Annotated in this window: 9 protein-coding genes; 6 read left to right on the top strand and 3 right to left on the bottom strand. The window is 65.4% G+C overall.

The features are described 5' to 3' along the window. Window positions 1-134: 134 nt before the first annotated feature. Together UNPA324_RS26980 and UNPA324_RS26975 are read left to right on the top strand one after the other, a co-directional pair. Entirely contained in the window at window positions 135-1931 is a 1797-nt protein-coding gene (locus UNPA324_RS26980) for an adenylate/guanylate cyclase domain-containing protein (RefSeq protein WP_164936532.1), read from the top strand. A 191-nt stretch (window positions 1932-2122) separates the two neighbouring features. Then, window positions 2123-4897, top strand: coding sequence for a di-heme-cytochrome C peroxidase (locus UNPA324_RS26975; RefSeq protein WP_141936805.1), 2775 nt, complete (start codon window positions 2123-2125; stop codon window positions 4895-4897). A gap of 72 nt (window positions 4898-4969) precedes the next feature. On the opposite strand, the gene UNPA324_RS26970 is transcribed toward UNPA324_RS26975, so the two are convergent. Further along, a complete protein-coding gene (locus UNPA324_RS26970) occupies window positions 4970-5917 on the bottom strand; it encodes an alpha/beta fold hydrolase (protein ID WP_141936803.1) in 948 nt (315 codons plus the stop codon). A gap of 219 nt (window positions 5918-6136) precedes the next feature. Between UNPA324_RS26970 and UNPA324_RS26965 the strand changes: the two genes are divergently transcribed. Together UNPA324_RS26965 and UNPA324_RS26960 are read left to right on the top strand one after the other, a co-directional pair. Further along, on the top strand, window positions 6137-6610 hold the full coding sequence (locus tag UNPA324_RS26965) for an Hsp20 family protein (RefSeq protein ID WP_164936533.1): 474 nt from the start codon (window positions 6137-6139) through the stop codon (window positions 6608-6610). A gap of 151 nt (window positions 6611-6761) precedes the next feature. Further along, window positions 6762-7532, top strand: coding sequence for an alpha/beta fold hydrolase (locus UNPA324_RS26960; protein WP_141936801.1), 771 nt, complete (start codon window positions 6762-6764; stop codon window positions 7530-7532). A gap of 242 nt (window positions 7533-7774) precedes the next feature. On the opposite strand, the gene UNPA324_RS26955 is transcribed toward UNPA324_RS26960, so the two are convergent. Continuing rightward, the gene (locus UNPA324_RS26955) at window positions 7775-8512 is read right to left on the bottom strand and encodes a hypothetical protein (protein ID WP_141936799.1); all 738 of its coding nucleotides are present in this window, start codon (window positions 8510-8512) and stop codon (window positions 7775-7777) included. 493 nt (window positions 8513-9005) lie between these two features. Between UNPA324_RS26955 and gltB the strand changes: the two genes are divergently transcribed. Continuing rightward, a complete protein-coding gene (gene gltB / locus UNPA324_RS26950) occupies window positions 9006-13739 on the top strand; it encodes a glutamate synthase large subunit (protein ID WP_128921691.1) in 4734 nt (1577 codons plus the stop codon). Between the two features lie 159 nt (window positions 13740-13898). Then, window positions 13899-15350: a glutamate synthase subunit beta gene (locus UNPA324_RS26945; RefSeq protein ID WP_128921692.1), complete on the top strand. Its 1452-nt coding sequence runs from the start codon at window positions 13899-13901 to the stop codon at window positions 15348-15350. A 221-nt stretch (window positions 15351-15571) separates the two neighbouring features. Here UNPA324_RS26945 and UNPA324_RS26940 read toward each other — a convergent pair whose 3' ends face one another. Further along, on the bottom strand, window positions 15572-17329 hold the full coding sequence (locus tag UNPA324_RS26940) for an outer membrane beta-barrel protein (protein ID WP_141936797.1): 1758 nt from the start codon (window positions 17327-17329) through the stop codon (window positions 15572-15574). Between the last annotated feature and the right edge of the window lie 190 nt (window positions 17330-17519).

The following is a 17519-nucleotide window of genomic DNA, read 5'->3' as shown; positions in this document are numbered from 1 at the left end:
TACCTCGAATTTGCAATGCGGAGCCTACTATCGCTCGGCCGCATCTGCTCTATAAAGGTAGGGTTCTTGAAATGCGGAATTCGAGGCGACTGCCACGCCGTGGCCGGTCTGTCCTCCCTTGGAGCTGCGAGAATATGGAAAGACGTCTGGCTGCCATCGTCTGCGCCGATGTCGCCGGCTATTCGCGCATGATGGGCAGCGACGAGGCCGGCACCCATGCCGCCTTCAAGGCTCATCGCGCCGCGATCCACCCCATCATCCTCAATCACGGCGGCCGCGTCGTGAAGAACACCGGCGACGGCTTCCTGCTGGAATTCGCCTCCATCGTCGGCGCCACCGAGGCCGCGATCGCGATGCAGATGTTGATGGCGGAGCGCAACCACCACCTGCCCGCCGACCGCGCCATGCAGTTCCGCCTCGGCATCCACATGGGCGACGTCATCGCCGACGAGGACGAGGTCTTCGGTGACGATGTCAACATTGCCGTCCGTCTCGAATCGGTGGCGAACCCCGGCGGCTTCGCCATCTCGGCCAAGGCCTTCCGCGAGGCGAGCAAGCATCTCACGGTGCCGCTGACCGATGCCGGCAACCATCGCTTCAAGAACATCAAGGATCCGATCGGGGTCTTTACCTGGACGCCCGAGGGCACGCCGGCGCTCGCCCCCGAGCTTCGGGAGGCATCCACCCTCTCGCAGCAGTACCGCACCGCAATCGTCGGCGTGCTGCCCTTCGCCAATCTCAGCGACGCCCAGGACGAATATTTCTCGGACGGCCTCACCGAGGATCTGATCCACGCGCTGTCGCTGCAATCCTTCTATCGCGTGCTGAGCCGCAACTCGACCTTCACTTTCAAGGGCAAGAACACCAGCACGCGCCTGATCGCGCGCGAGATCGACGCCACCTACTTGATCCAGGGCTCGGTGCGGCGCGCCGGCGCCAAGATCCGCGTCACCGCCGAGCTGATCGCGCCGGAGACCGGCGAGCAGCTCTGGACCGGGCGTTACGATCGCGACATCGGCGATTTGTTCGCGATGCAGGACGAGATCACCACCAACCTGTCTGCCGCCATCGCCACCGAAATCGTCCGGGCCGAGGCCTCGGCGCCGGCACGCCTGTCAACCGACGTGACCGCATGGGACCGTTTCCTCAAGGGACTGTCGCACTATTACCGCCAGACCAAGGAAGACCTCGCCGTCGCCGTCGAGCTGTTCCGCGAAGCCATCCGGCTCGATCCCAAACTGTCGATCGCGCACGCCTATCTCGCCACGATCCAGATCCAGAGCATCCAGTTCGGCTGGGTCAAGGGCACGCGCGAGATGTGGGCCGAGGCGATGAACCTCGCCGAAACCAGCGTCCGGCTCGACCCGCGCTCGTCCTTCGCGTTCTCGATCCTGTCGTGGGCGCATGCGATGGAGGGCCATTACGAGGCCGCGATGGACGCCGCCAAGCGCGCCGTCGCGCTCAACCCCTACGACAATGGCGCCCGCGGCGTGCTCGGCATCTGCCATTTCGTCATCGGCGAGCACCGCGAGGCGATCGAGCTGTTCTCGATGGCCGCGCAGCGCGACAACAGCGACCCGCGCTACCAATGGGCGGCACTGAACGCCTTCAGCCACTATCTATTGCGCCAATATGACGCGACCTTGTCATGGGCGCGCGAGCAGCTCTACATCAATCCCAACCACATGCAGGCGCTGGCGATCCGCGCCGCTGCGTTGGCGCAATTGGGACGAAGCGACGAGGCGAGCGAAGCCGCCCGCGTGCTGATGAGCAACTACCCGACCCTCAACGTCGACCGCCACCTGCGCAACTTCCACTGGAAGAACCCCGAGCATCTCGCTCACTACCGCGAAGGGCTGCTGAAGGCCGGCGTGCCGCTCGGCAAGCTGACCCTGGTGCAGAGCGACGTCAAACGCGCCGCCGAGTCCTGACCGGCGGGCCGCCGCCCCAGGGGCGTTCTCGCACTTCGTTGCCAAAACACGCCTGCTTTGGTTGACAGGACAGTGAATTCGGCCACACTTCGCCACACGCCCAAGTAGTATAGCTTGCTGTCGGTTTGTTAGGACTTTCCACGCTTGATCGGCGCGCCATTTCACGATTCGCTGTTTTCAGGATTTGGGCCATGCATCACCCCGCCTCGAAGCCTCCCTTCGATCCCTCGATCCCGGTCTCGCCGAACAATCCATGCCCGTTCCTGCGCGGCCTCGTCGGCGAAGGTTTCGTCGAGGGCGGCACCGTCCCTCTCAACACGCTGTCGCAGACCATCGCGAATGCGACCGGCGAAACGGGGCTGAAGAAGGTCTCGGCCCGCATCCAGGTCCGCGGCGTTGCGCTCATCGCCAACGGCTTCAAGCACATCCTGAAGAGCATCTGGTCGGGCGCGCAGCTCGACGCGCTGCGCGGCGGTCCGCTCGACAAGCGCGGCGCCGGCTCGCGCATCCTCGGCGTCGACGGCAAGGTCAACGAGGACGAGATCGCGCGGCTCGCGAGCTTTGGCCGGACCTACACCGACCCGAACACCGGCAGCAGCGAGCCCGGCCTCAACGCTGCGGAAATCAAGTCCTTCATGCGCGACAACCTCAAGCGCGCCGGCAGCGCCGCCCGCTGGTACTACCCGCTGCTGATGAAGTTCGAATGGCCCATCCTCTTGAAGATCATCGGCAAGGGCAAGGGGGACGAAGAGCGTTATCTCAGCGTGGCTGACGTTGGCACGCTGTTCAACGAGCGCCGATTCCCCGACCGCATCAATCAGCGGATATTGTCGCAGCCGCTGCTGTCGGCCTGCCAGCTCCGCTTTCGCTGGGCGGTCGCGCTGACGGCGCTCGTCATCGGCCTTGGCCTCGTCGCCCTGGTGGCCATCGCCGAGTTTCCCAACCAGGTCCGCGCCATGCTGCCCCAAAAGGGCATCCTCGTGAATTTTCTTCCGCCGCCTTTGCCTGCGGTCCCGGAGACGAAGGCCGCCTTCTGGCTCGAGCAAAACTGGTCGCTGAAGGACCGGCACTGGTTCCATCATGCCAGCCAGGGCACCGCGACCTTCCCGGTGCCCTATGAGTGGTTCATGGCCCTGGAGCAGCCACGCCTGCACTTGTTCTCGAAGCCGGGCATGATGAAGGACAGCACCTATCTCGAAAGCTTCGGCTTCATCCCGAGCCCGCAATCGATCCAGACCGACACGACGACGTTGCGCCGCTTCGGCTACGCCAATGTCTACGAGACGACGCAGGTGCCGGACTGGTCGGCCAGGTGGACGCCGGCGGAGAATGTCGACGGCCTGCCGGTCGGCTTCGCGCGGATGACCGGCGTCGCGGATCCCGCGACCGGCCGTCGCGAGGAGGACAAGATCGGACTGACCTGCGCGGCCTGCCACACCGGCCAGATCCATTACCAGGGCGTGGACGTCCGCTTCGACGGCGGCCCGGCCATGACCGACCTGAAGAAGCTGGAGCTCTCCACCGGGCTGTCGATCGCCTACACGCTCTACGTCCCGTTCCGCTTCGACCGCTTTGCCGATCGCGTGCTCGGCCCCGATTCCAGCAAGACGGACCGCGCGGCGCTCAAGCAGAAGCTCAGCGCAATCGGCACATTCCTGATCGACTGGGCTCAAACGCAGCAAAAAACGGTTGAAGGCAAGAAGACCTGGGACGGCAAGCAGCAGAAGGACACCGAGGAAGGGTTCGGGCGTCTCGATGCCCTCAACCGCATCGGCAACCAGGTATTCTCGCAGGATCTGGCGCTGAGCGGGGTCAAGGGATTCGAAAAGAACCTGCACGCCCAGGACGCCCCGGTCAGCTACCCCGCGATCTGGACGGTGCCGTGGTTCAAGTTCGCCCAGTACGACGCCTCGATCGAGCAGCCGCTGATCCGCAACGCCGGCGAAGCCCTTGGCGTGACGGCCCTGCTCAACCTGTCCGACGCTTATCCGGAGGACAGGCTGTGGCGCTCCTCGGTGAACATCAGGACGCTCGGTTGGATCGAGGACATGCTGAGAGGTCCCGATCCATTCAAGCCGGCGGATCCTTCCGCCGGTCCGAAATTCGGCGGCCTGCTCGCGCCGAAATGGCCCTCGCAGATCCTCGGCGACGCCTGGAGGCTGAAGCCCGATCGCGTCGAGCGCGGCCGAGCCATCTATACGGAGATGTGCTCCGGATGCCACCTGCCCGCCGTCGACACCCCCGCGTTCTGGTCATCGAAGCACTGGGAGCCGAACGGCGACAGCAAGGTCCTGAACGCGGTGACGATCCCCCTCGACGAGATCAAGACGGATCCCGAACAATCCCTCGTGCTCGGCAACAGGGTCGTCGACGTGCCCGGCTTCCTGAAAGTGAATACGGCCGACCTCCAGACATGGTGGCAATGCGAGATCCCGACCGCGAGCAAATCGCCCAACGAGATGGTCTATGCGCTCGGCCTGATGACGGTGGTCGACCTCGTCGCGCGCAAATGGATGGACGACGAGAAGGTCCCAGAGGCGGAGCGGGGGAAATTGTGGAATCTGGCGCGCAAGAACTGCCTCAATCCGGCGCCCGATCCGCGCTATCGCGCGCGGCCGCTGAACGGCATCTGGGCCACCGCGCCTTACCTGCACAACGGTTCGGTGCCGTCGCTGTATTGGCTGCTGAAGCCGGCGAGCGAGCGCCCGGCCAAATTCTGCATGGGCCACCGCGACTATGATCCCGTGACCGTCGGCTTTGCGGTCACCGCGGACGAAAAGTGCAAGACGGGTGAAACCGAGTTCTCTGCAATGGGATCTGACGGCAAGCCGATCCAGGGCAACAGCGTGCTCGGCCATTCCTTCGAGCGCAAGGACGGCGAGCCGAAACGCCCCGGCGTGATCGGCCGCATGTTCAAGGACGATGCCGAGCGCTACGATTTGATCGAGTATCTGAAGACGCTGTAGTGCGACCAACGCTCTTCGTCGCCGTCATGGCCGGGCATGACGAGCTTGCAGCACGATGCCTCGCCCAAGTCCTCACTTGAACAGCGGCGTGCCCGGCACGAAGGCGTCGAAGGCGGCCCAGAACTGTGAGCGGTAGCGATCCTGCTCCTGCAGGATCTCGTGCTTGGCGCCGGCAATCACCAGATGGGATCCGGCGCGCAGATGATAGGCGAACTCCTCGATCGCTGCGGTCGAGACCACGGTGTCGTTGGAGGCCGCCAGCATCAGGATCGGCTGGCGAATCTCGGAGGGGTAGTTCGTTCGCTTGAACGTGTGCATCGCGCGGAAGGCGGTATCGGCCCAGGCGACGGTCGGTGACGCCAGTCCGAGCGTCGGGTCCTCCTCCAGGATCGCGGCATTGCGGGCATAGCGGACCGGATCGCTGGTCACGGGATTATTGATGAAGGGATCGAGCCCGGTGAGGCGGTCGCTGCCGCCGGGGACATAGCGGCCGCCCTGCCCGAGCAGGCGCATCGTCTTCAGCAACGCCCGCACCGGAAACGAGGTGGTGCGGCCGGGCAGGTCGATCATCGGTGCCGACAGCACCATGCGGTCGAACCAGCGCTTGCCCGCATGCGCCACCCGCAGCAGCACCGTGCCTCCCATGGAGTGGGCCAGCGCGAAGAACGGCGGCGGACAATCCGGCAGCACCACCTGCTGCACGAAGGCCTCGACGTCGACCTCGAAATCGGAGAAATCGCGCACATAGCCCTTGCGCGGGTCGCGCAGGCGCCGCGAGGAATGGCCCTGCCCGCGCCAGTCGATCATCGCCACCGCAAAGCCGCGGTCGCGCAGGTCGCGCACGGTCTCGAAATACTTCTCGATCTGCTCGCTGCGCCCGGTGAAGACGCAGACCGTGCCCTTGCGGTTCGCCGGCGGCGCCCAGCGCGCAAAGCGCAGCTCGGCGCCATCGGGGGTCTTGATGGTGCCGCTGACGACGTTTTCGGGCACGGGATTGGACGGGATCGAGACCAGCGTCATGATTGGAGGTGCTTGGGCGCGAAGTGCTGCAAATCAAGGGGCCAAAGCGCCGAAAAGGCGCCAATGCCGCCCTCTTGAACGCCGTCTCGTTCCACCCATATCACCTTCGTGCAGGCCGCTACCAGTGTTTCGGAACCGGAACATCAGGCTGCACACAGCTGAAAGCCCGGCCCGATTGGCGGGCGGGTTACCAACAGTCGCTCAATGGAGGACTTGACCATGCGTAGCTACGATCTCACCCCGTTCTATCGTTCCACCGTCGGCTTCGACCGCCTCTTCAGCCTGCTCGACCAGGCCGGTTCGGACGGCGGCAGCCCCGGTTATCCCCCCTACAACATCGAGCGTACCGGCGAGAACGCCTACCGCATCACCGTTGCGGTTTCGGGTTTCGCCAAGGATGAGCTCTCCATCGTCGCGAAGGAAAACACGCTGACGATCAAGGGCGAAAAGGTCGCCAACGAGAACAGCAAGAACGAGGTGCTTTACCGCGGCATCGCCGCGCGTGCCTTCGAGCGCGCCTTCCAGCTCGCCGACTTCGTGCAGGTGAAGGACGCCTCGCTCGAGAATGGGCTGCTTCACGTCGACCTCGTCCGTGAGATTCCCGAGGCGAAGAAGCCGCGCCAGATCTCGATCAACACCGGCGCGCCGAAGGCGCAGGTGATCGAGAACTCGGCCGCGCAAGCCGCCGCGTAAATCACGCGCAACTTCCAGGTTACGAAAACGCCCCGGTGCCCCGGGGCGTTTTTATTTTGCGCTGCATCACAGAGCAGTGGGGACGCGTAACGTCGCCGCTGCGCGCTCCGTCCTTTGGACATCGAACCCAAGAACAAGACGGAGAAAGATCATGTCACTCTGGCGCAGCCTTTTCGTCGCCGCGAGCCTGCTTGCGGCTCCTCTCAGCCTCGCCCACGCACAGACACGGCAGACCGTGAAGGCGACGAACGTCGTGCTGGTGCACGGCGCCTGGGCCGACGGCTCGAGCTGGTCCGAGGTGATCCCGATCCTGCAGGCCGCGGGCCTGCACGTGACCGCGGTCCAGAATCCACTGTCGTCGCTCAGCGACTCCGTCGAGGCCACCAAGCGCGCGCTGGCCGAGCAGGACGGTCCCACCGTGCTGGCCGCGCATTCTTGGGGCGGCACCGTGATCAGCCAGGTCGGCACCGATCCAAAGGTGACCGGACTCGTCTATGTCGCCGCACGCGCGCCCGATGCGAACGAGGATTTCGTCGCGCTGTCGAAGCAGTTTCCGACCGGTCCCGCGCGAGCCGGCATCGTCGAGCGCGACGGCACTACCAAGCTCTCGGAAGACGCCTTCCTGAAGTACTTTGCCAATGGCGTGAAGCCCGAGCAGGCCAGGGAGCTCTACGCCGTGCAATGGCCGACCGCCGCCTCGATCTTCGCCGGCCGCACCACGGAAGCGGCGTGGCACAGCAAGCCGAGTTGGTACGCGGTGTCGAAGAACGACTACACCATCAACCCGGATTTCGAACGCTTCCTCGCCAAGCGCATGAACGCTACCACGATCGAGCTCGATGCCGGCCATCTCTCGCTGGTGTCACATCCGAAGGAGGTGGCGAATCTGATCCTGGAAGCCGCGGGGTATACGCGGAGCTGAGGCTTAGCCGCCGTCACGCAGAAGCGCCCGAAATTTTCGGGCGCTTTTTGTCTTGCTTAGCTCTCACCCCATCGTCGTCCCTGCGAACGCAGGGACCCATAGCCACAGGGCGGAGTTTGGCGAAGATTGGTGATCCGGTACTCGCACCTCATCCCCACCAATCAATCACGCGGTATGGGTCCCCGCCTTCGCGGGGACGACACCGTTGATTTGGCTGGCGCCGTCGCACCAAACTTGCAGCGCTAATCGAGCCCCTGCGCGGCCGGCATGTCCTGTGTCGGCAGGATCGTCGGGGCAGGCTTGGCTTGGCCGACGGTCGGCGCGGCGGCCTGCGCCGCAGCCTCGGCCGGCTTAGCCTGCGCGGCCGCGGTTTGCTGCGGGGCCGGTGCTTGAGCCCGCTGCACCACCGTCTCCGCCGGCTTGGCGGCGACCGGCGTCTCGCCGCGCGACGGAGCGGCTTTGGGCAACGGTACCTTACGGCTCGCCACATGCGGAATCGCGGCCGGCGGGCGCGGCGGACCGCTGCGGACCATGGTTGGCGGCGGCAGCGCGGTTTGCGGCCCGTAAGGCGCAACCGCGCGTTCCTCATAGACGGGCGCCATGCCATAGGCATCGGCGACCGGCAGGAAGCGGACAATCCGGCCGTCGCGGGCATCGATCACGAGCCGGCCATCGTCGCCTCGGCGATCGATCACCGCGATGGTGTAGACGCTGCCGCGCAGGCGCGGGATGCCGAGCGGCGAGAAGCCGTTGTCGCGCAGGACCGCATAGACCTCGGTGGCCGGCAGCAGCGCAGGCGCCGGGCCGCGCTCCTCATAGCCGTAACGCGGCGGCGGCGCGGCTTCGCCCGGCGGTCCGTCGAAATCCGACACCGCGACATAGCCCCCGCCCCCGATACCGCTCGCCGGAACTTGTGCCCGAGCGGCGGTTGCAGCCAGCGCCAGCGCGACAGCAGCCACACATCCTGTGAAAAACTTCATGGTCGATACGCTCCTGTCAGGCCCCCGAACGCCTCGCGCTCTTTCGCTTCTTGCGGCGTGGCGCTCCGTTCGAAGGGCTGAGGCGAAGCTTCATTCGGGATTCCGGCGTCCACAGGGCCGGATCGGGGCGCGTTTGCTCCAAAAGCGAGGCTGCGCAACTTTTGGAAAGCGATTGATTGACTTATCGGGAATCGGGACTTCCGCACGCTTGTGTGCTAGACAAAAATTTGGCAAGGTGATGGTTAGGACAGGAAGACTGTCTCAATTTTGCTTGCGGTCCCGGCACAGGGATTGCAGCGAATCCTGGTGCTCTTGAGCCCCAGGAAGGTACCAGGCAAAGCCGTTCTCGGGGACGAAGAACGCCTAGGCCTGAATTTAAGAAAATGCGGCTCGCTAACGGACGAGCGGTAACCCAGAGGCGGGTGCCGCGGAACGCCCAAGGTGCGCCGAAGATGGCGGTGAGGCAGCTTGCCGCATGGAGAGGACAGGAACAATGAACGGGTCGCAATTCGAGCGCGCAAGCATCGTGGCAGAACAGCTGTCGGCGACGGCCGCCTCGAAAACGACCGATCCGATTCAGGAGCACAATTCGCGCCCCAAGGCCGAAGGCCTGTACGATCCCGCCCTCGAAAAGGATTCCTGCGGGGTCGGCTTCATCGCCAACATCAAGGGCCGGAAGTCGCACGCGATCGTCGCGGACGCGCTGAGCATCCTCTGCAACCTCGAGCATCGTGGTGCCGTCGGCGCCGACCCGCGCGCCGGTGACGGCGCCGGCATTCTGGTGCAGATCCCGCACGCCTTCTTCAGCCGCAAGGCTGGGGAGATCGGCTTCGCGCTGCCGGCGCCCGGCGAGTACGCCATCGGCGCGCTGTTCATGCCGCGCGACACCGCCTGGCGCAACGTCATCAAGAGCATCATCGCCGACCAGATCAAGGAAGAGGGCCTGACCCTGCTCGGCTGGCGCGACGTGCCGACCGACAATTCCTCGCTCGGCGTCACCGTGAAGCCGACCGAGCCCGCCTGCATGCAGGTGTTCATCGGCCGCAACGGCACCGCCAAGACCGAGGACGAGTTCGAGCGCCGGCTCTACATCCTGCGCAAGTCGATCTCGCAGGCGATCTACCAGCGCCGCGACCGCGGGCTTGCAGGCTATTATCCCTGCTCGATGTCCTGCCGCACCGTGATCTACAAGGGCATGTTCCTCGCCGACCAGCTCGGCAAGTACTATCCCGATCTGCACGAGAAGGACTTTGAGAGCGCGCTCGCGCTCGTTCACCAGCGCTTTTCGACCAACACCTTCCCGGCCTGGTCGCTGGCGCATCCCTACCGCATGATCGCGCATAACGGCGAGATCAACACGCTGCGCGGCAACACCAACTGGATGGCGGCGCGGCAGGCTTCGGTGAGCTCCGAGCTGTACGGCAAGGACATCAACCGGCTCTGGCCCATTTCTTATGAAGGCCAGTCGGACACCGCCTGCTTCGACAACGCGCTCGAATTCCTGGTGCAGGGCGGCTACTCGCTGCCGCATGCCGTCATGATGATGATTCCGGAAGCCTGGGCCGGCAATCCGCTGATGGACGAGAAGCGCCGCGCCTTCTACGAATATCACGCCGCGCTGATGGAGCCATGGGACGGCCCCGCCGCGATCGCCTTTACCGACGGCCGCCAGATCGGCGCCACGCTCGATCGCAACGGCCTCCGGCCCGCGCGCTATCTCGTCACCAAGGACGACCGCATCGTGATGGCGTCCGAGATGGGCGTGCTGACGATTCCCGAGGACCAGATCATCACCAAGTGGCGCTTGCAGCCCGGCAAGATGCTGCTGGTCGACCTCGAACAGGGTCGCCTCATTCCTGACGACGAGATCAAGGCCGACCTCGCCCGGAGCCACCCCTACAAGGAGTGGCTGGAGCGAACCCAGATCGTGCTGGAAGAGCTGCCGAAGGTGCCGACAACAGGCGTGCGCTCCAATTTGTCGCTTTTGGATCGCCAGCAGGCGTTCGGCTACAGCCAGGAAGACATCGCCATCCTGATGACGCCGATGGCAGCCACCGGCGAAGAGGCCGCGGGCTCGATGGGCAACGACACGCCGATCTCGGCGCTATCGGACAGGGCCAAGCCGCTGTTCACCTACTTCAAGCAGAACTTCGCGCAGGTCACCAACCCGCCGATCGACCCGATCCGCGAGGAGCTGGTGATGAGCCTCGTCTCCATCATCGGACCGCGGCCGAACCTGTTCGACCTGCAGGGCATGGCCACCACCAAGCGTCTCGAAGTGCGCCAGCCGATCCTGACCGACGCGGACCTCGAAAAGGTCCGCTCGATCTCGGACGTGGCCGACACCCACTTCAAGTCGCGCACGCTGGACACCACTTTCCACGCCGGTCTCGGTGCGGCCGGCATGGACCAGGTACTGGACGAGCTCTGCGCACGCGCCGAGAGCGCGGTGCGCGAGGGCGTCAACATCATCATCCTGTCCGACCGCATGGTCGGTACCGACCGGGTGCCGATCCCGTCGCTGCTGGCTTGTGCCTCGGTGCATCATCACCTGATCCGCACGGGCCTGCGTACCTCGGTCGGCCTCGTCGTCGAATCCGGCGAGCCGCGCGAGGTGCATCACTTCGCCTGCCTGGCCGGCTACGGCGCGGAGGCGATCAATCCCTACCTCGCGTTCGAAACCATCGTCGCGATGAAGGACCGCCTGCCCGGCTCGCTTGACGACTACGAGATCGTCAAGCGCTACATCAAGTCGATCGGCAAGGGCCTGCTCAAGGTGATGTCCAAGATGGGCATCTCGACCTACCAGTCCTATTGCGGCGCGCAGATCTTCGACGCCGTCGGCCTCAAGGCCGACTTCGTCGCCAAGTTCTTCGCCGGCACCCACAGCCGCGTCGAGGGCGTCGGCCTTGCCGAAATCGCTGAAGAAGCCGTGCGCCGTCATGCCGACGCGTTCGGCGAGGCACTGGTCTACAAGACCGCGCTCGATGTCGGCGGCGAATATGCCTATCGCAGCCGCGGCGAGGACCATGCCTGGACCGCGGAGTCGGTGTCGCTGCTGCAGCACGCCGCGCGCGGCAATTCGCAGGAGCGCTACCGCGCCTTCGCCAAGACCCTCAACGAGCAGTCCGAGCGCCTGCTGACGCTGCGCGGCCTGTTCCGGATCAAGAACGCGGAGGAAGAGAAGCGCAAGCCGATCCCGCTCGACCAGGTCGAGCCGGCCAAGGACATCGTCAGGCGCTTCGCCACGGGCGCGATGAGCTTCGGCTCGATCTCGCGCGAGGCGCACACCACGCTCGCGATCGCCATGAACCGGATCGGCGGCAAGTCGAACACCGGTGAAGGCGGCGAGGAAGCCGACCGCTTCAAGCCGATGCCGAACGGCGATTCCATGCGCTCGGCAATCAAGCAGGTCGCCTCGGGCCGCTTCGGCGTCACCACGGAGTATCTCGTCAACTCCGACATGATGCAGATCAAGATGGCACAGGGCGCCAAGCCCGGCGAAGGCGGCCAGCTGCCCGGCCACAAGGTCGACGCAACCATCGCCAAGGTCCGGCACTCGACGCCGGGCGTCGGCCTGATCTCGCCGCCGCCGCACCACGACATCTACTCGATCGAGGATCTGGCGCAGCTCATCTACGACCTCAAGAACGTCAACCCGACGGGCGACGTCTCGGTCAAGCTCGTCTCCGAGATCGGCGTCGGCACGGTGGCTGCGGGCGTCGCCAAGGCGCGCGCCGACCATGTCACCATCGCGGGCTTCGAGGGCGGCACCGGTGCTTCGCCCCTGACCTCGATCAAGCATGCCGGCAGCCCCTGGGAGATCGGCCTCGCCGAAACCCACCAGACCCTGGTGCGCGAGCGGCTGCGCAGCCGCATCGTGGTCCAGGTCGACGGCGGCTTCCGCACCGGCCGTGACGTCGTGATCGGCGCGCTGCTCGGCGCCGACGAGTTCGGCTTTGCGACCGCGCCGCTGATCGCGGCCGGCTGCATCATGATGCGCAAGTGCCATCTCAACACCTGCCCGGTCGGCGTCGCGACCCAGGACCCCGTCCTGCGCAAGCGCTTCACCGGCCAGCCCGAGCACGTGATCAACTACTTCTTCTTCGTCGCGGAGGAAGTCCGCGAGATCATGGCCTCGCTCGGCTTCCGCACCTTCAACGAGATGATCGGCCAGGTGCAGCTGCTCGACCAGACCAAGCTGGTCGCGCACTGGAAGGCCAAGGGGCTCGACTTCTCCAAGCTGTTCGTCAAGCAGAAGGAAGACAAGGGCCAGAAGATCTATCACTCCGAGCGCCAGAACCATCACCTGGAGGCGGTGCTCGACCGCTCGCTGATCGAGCAGGCAAAGCCTGCACTCGACCGCGGCGCGCCGGTGAAGATCGAGGCCAAGATCAACAGCACCAACCGCTCCGCGGGCGCGATGCTGTCCGGTGCCGTCGCCAAGATCTACGGCCATGCCGGCCTGCCGCACGACACCATCCATGTCGGCCTCACGGGCACCGCCGGTCAGGCCTTCGGCGCCTGGCTCGCCCACGGCGTCACCTTCGAGCTCGAGGGTGAAGGCAACGACTATGTCGGCAAGGGCCTCTCGGGCGGCAAGATCATCGTCAAGCCGCCGGCCAACAGCAGCATCGTGCCGGAAGAGAGCATCATCGTCGGCAACACCGTGATGTACGGCGCGATTGCAGGCGAGTGCTATTTCCGCGGCATCGCCGGCGAGCGTTTCGCCGTGCGCAACTCGGGCGCGATCGCCGTGGTCGAGGGCGCGGGCGATCATTGCTGCGAATACATGACCGGCGGCATCGTGGTCGTGCTCGGCAAGACCGGGCGCAACTTCGCGGCCGGCATGTCCGGCGGCATCGCCTATGTGCTCGACGAGACCGGCGACTTCGACAAGCTGTGCAACCTCAGCATGGTCGAACTCGAGCCGGTGCTGTCCGAAGAGCTGATCAACGCCGGCACCTACAACCATGCCGGTGACCTCGAGGCGCACGGCCGGGTCGACGTGTTCAAGAACCTGCTCGCCTCCGACGTCGAGCGGCTGCACGTCCTGATCTCGCGCCACGCCAAAGCCACCGGCTCCAAGCGTGCCGCCGACATCCTTGCCAATTGGAAGGACTGGCTGCCCAAATTCCGCAAGGTGATGCCGGTCGAGTACCGGCGCGCGCTGCGCGAAATGGCCGCCAACGCGGACGCCGAGCCGAAAATCGCGATCGGGGCGTAAGAGAGAAGCCTCATGGTGAGGAGGCGCGAAGCGCCGTCTCGAACCATGAGACCACCATCCGGGCCTCTATCCTTCGAGACGCGGCGCGAAGAGCGCGCCGCTCCTCAGGATGAGGAGTGAGAGAACAAACGAATTTAAGCGGCAGGGACTTCGGGTTTAATGGGCAAGATCACGGGTTTTCTCGAAATCGAACGGCATGACCGCAAGTACACCCCGGTCGCCGAACGCGTGAAGCATTACAAGGAATTCGTCGTCCCCCTCTCCGAGAAAGAGGTGCGCGACCAGGCCGCGCGCTGCATGAACTGCGGCATCCCCTATTGCCACGGTACCGGCTCGGTCGCGCCCGGCACGCCCGGCTGCCCGGTCAACAACCAGATCCCCGACTGGAACGACCTCGTCTACCAGGGCAATTGGGAAGAAGCCTCGCGCAATCTGCACTCGACCAACAATTTCCCGGAGTTCACGGGGCGCATTTGTCCTGCGCCGTGCGAAGCGTCCTGCACGCTCAACATCGACGACAACCCGGTCACCATCAAGACCATCGAATGCGCGATCGTCGACCGTGCCTGGGACAATGGCTGGCTGAAGCCGGAAGTGGCGGCGGTCAAGACCGGCAAGAAGGTCGCGGTGATCGGCTCGGGTCCGGCCGGCATGGCCTGCGCGCAGCAGCTCGCCCGCGCCGGCCATGACGTGCACCTGTTCGAGAAGTACGCCAAGGCGGGCGGCCTGCTTCGCTACGGCATCCCCGACTTCAAGATGGAGAAGGGCGTCATCGACCGTCGCGTCAAGCAGATGGAAGGCGAAGGCGTCACCTTCCACTACAACAGCCATGTCGGCGCGGACGGCAATGTCGATCCGCGCGAGATGCTCAACGAGTACGATGCGATCGCGCTGACCGGCGGCGCGGAAGCCCCGCGCGACCTGCCGATCCCCGGCCGCGAGCTGTCAGGCATCCACTACGCCATGGACTTCCTGCCGCAGCAGAACCGCCGCGTCTCCGAGGAGCCGCTCGGCGGCGTCCAGGAGATCCTGGCGGGCGGCAAGCACGTCGTCGTCATCGGCGGCGGCGACACCGGGTCTGACTGCATCGGCACCTCGCTGCGCCAGGGCGCGCTGTCGGTGACCCAGCTCGAGATCATGCCCGCCCCGCCCGAGCGCGAGAACAAGGGCCTGACCTGGCCGAACTGGCCCTTGAAGATGCGGACGTCCTCCAGCCAAGCCGAAGGCGCGGTGCGCGAATACGCCGTGCTGACCCAGAAGTTCTCCGGCGAGAACGGAAAGGTCAAGAAGCTGCACTGCGTGCACGTCGACGACAAGTTCAAGCCGATCGCCGGCACCGAGTTCGAGCTCGATGCCGAGCTCGTCCTGCTCGCGATGGGCTTCGTCCATCCCGTGCACGAGGGCCTCCTGAAGCTGCTCTCGGTCGAGCTCGACCCGCGCGGCAACGTCAAGGCCAACACGCTGGACTACCAGACCTCCCGTCCGAACGTGTTCTCCGCCGGCGACATGCGCCGCGGCCAGTCGCTGGTGGTGTGGGCGATCCGCGAGGGCCGGCTGTGTGCCCGGTCGATCGACACGTTTTTGATGGGGAAGACGGATCTGCCGCGCTGAGCGAGGCGCGAGCCACCTGATCAGCAAACAGTGTCATCGCCCGCCTTGTGCGCAATTGCGCACTGGAGCGGGCGATCCAGTATTCCAGAGACGTCAGACGTATACGGATAGGCCGCGGCGTACTGGATGCCCCCGGTCAAGCCGGGGCATGACAGCGGAGTGGGTGGCGAGAGCCGGAGCCAACGAAGCGGCATGCGCTCAAACGCGGCTTGCCGCCGCTCTCAATTCTGCAGCCTCACGCCCACCATCACCACCGTCCCCTGCGAGCTCGAGCCCGGCTGGTTCGAATCCAGGATGTCGTGACGCAGCGTGCCCTTGACCCAGATGTTGCGGTTGAACTTGTAGATCAAATTGCTTTCGAAAGAGTAGGTCTTGTCGTTGCGGTTCTGGCCCTGGTAGTCGAGCGTGCCGTAGGTGAATTTGCCGACGGCGGTCAGCCAGCGGCGGAAGTCGTGGTCGACTTCGGCCGAATAGGTGCGCACCAGAACGCCGGAGGAGCCGGCGACCGTGGTCTCGGCGATCTGCGTGTCGGTGAAGAACTTCACCGTGGTGAGCCCGCTCGCATTCCAGATCAGCGAGCCCGAGGTCAGGAAGCCCGAGAGCTGGCTGAGACGCGGATCGGTGTAGTTGCGCGCGGAATAGCCGACCGAGATTTCGCCGGTGAGAATGCGCGAGAACTCGAAGGACGATCCGACCTTGGCGTAGCCGCCGTTTGAATCGCGGAAGTAGCCGTTGCGGTCGGCGGCCTGGTCGTGGACGCGGGTGTCACCCTGGACCTCGACGAACGGCTTCAGGCCCGGCTTGAGATCGTAGGAGAAGCGCCCCACGCCGCCATATTGGTTGAAGTCACGATCATTGTTGCTGAACGTCGAGCCGTCGGTGAGTTTGGAATCCGTGTAGGCGGTGCGATCGACGGTGGCGCCGGCGGCGACCTGGAAGCGATTGAAGGTCTGGTCGAAGCCAACCGTTGTGCCGTAGGCGGCGTAGACAGGATATTTCTGCAGGCCGGCCTGCACGTTGGGGCTGCCGGGATTGTCGGTGGCGAGCCGCAGGCGCAACTGGGAGGTCAGCTTGAGGTCGCGGTCGACGTCGAGACGGCCATCGACATGGCCGGTGAAGTCAGGACGATTGATCTCGACCGGCGACGGCGAGGGAGAACCGTCGATCGTTGCCGGCATGTTGTTGGTATAGCCGGAGAACGAGCCGCGCAGGTCGGCGACCAGCGCGTGGCGCTCCCAGTCGGACACGACAAGGAGATCGGGCGCGACCACATAGACCGGCGAACCGACCGGCTTGTTGAGACGCGCCGGATTGGTGTCGTAGCCGGTGGAGAGCTCGAGCCCGCCCTTGATCAGGAAGCTGCCGGCGTAGTCGCCGACGGCTCCAAACGGATCGTCATCCGCCTTGAGGCGGCGGCGCAGCGGCTGGCCGGGCACGGTGCCCGCCATCGCCGCCGGCACCGGCGCCTTGTTGACGGACGCAGATGGCGGCGGCGCGATTCTGGGCAGGCCGAGCGTAGACGGCGGCGGCGCTGTGGTCGGCGCCGGCGAGCCGGGACCGGCCGCGCGCTTCGGCTTCGGCTGGCCGGGATAGAGCCTGGGTTGCTGTCGCTTGCGGTTGAGCGAGTCGTAGCCGGAGCCGCTCGCGCCGGTGGCGGCCGGAAGGCCATAGGTCGGGACCTGACCGATGCGCGAGGTCGCCGGCTTGTCGCGGGCCTTGCGCGGATCGGCATTGGGATCGGGCAGCGCTGGCAACGCATCCGACGGCGCCTGCGGCACGCCCGCCGTGCGGCGGGTCGGCAGCGTCTCGGGCGAGGCGAAGCCGCCACGATTGGGATTGAACAGGTCGGGCGTGATGCTCTGGGCGGCCGCGGGGGTGCTTCCGAGGGTGGTCAGCGCAAGGCAGGGGACAAGGCACGGCAAAGCCGCGCGCAGAACGTGCGCGCGTTTGCTCCGGCCGGTGCCTGGAGACGACCCCACGATGGAATAACTCCAACGAAATCAAACACTTTCGCGATCGTCCCCACCGGTCGGCGGGAACCATCGTTAATGGAGTTAAAACAATTATGGTTAATGACCCGTTGAGGGCCCGGGCAGGCGCGTCGCCTCCAGAGCTGCGGCGTGCTAAGGAGGCGCCGACCGGGCGAACGCGCCCTCCTCCCTGGACCAG

It is taken from the genome of Bradyrhizobium sp. UNPA324 (assembly GCF_006658635.1).
Lineage (GTDB): Bacteria > Pseudomonadota > Alphaproteobacteria > Rhizobiales > Xanthobacteraceae > Bradyrhizobium > Bradyrhizobium nanningense.
The sequence above is the reverse complement of the archived record's forward strand: the minus strand, read 5'-3'. Positions and strand labels throughout refer to the sequence as shown.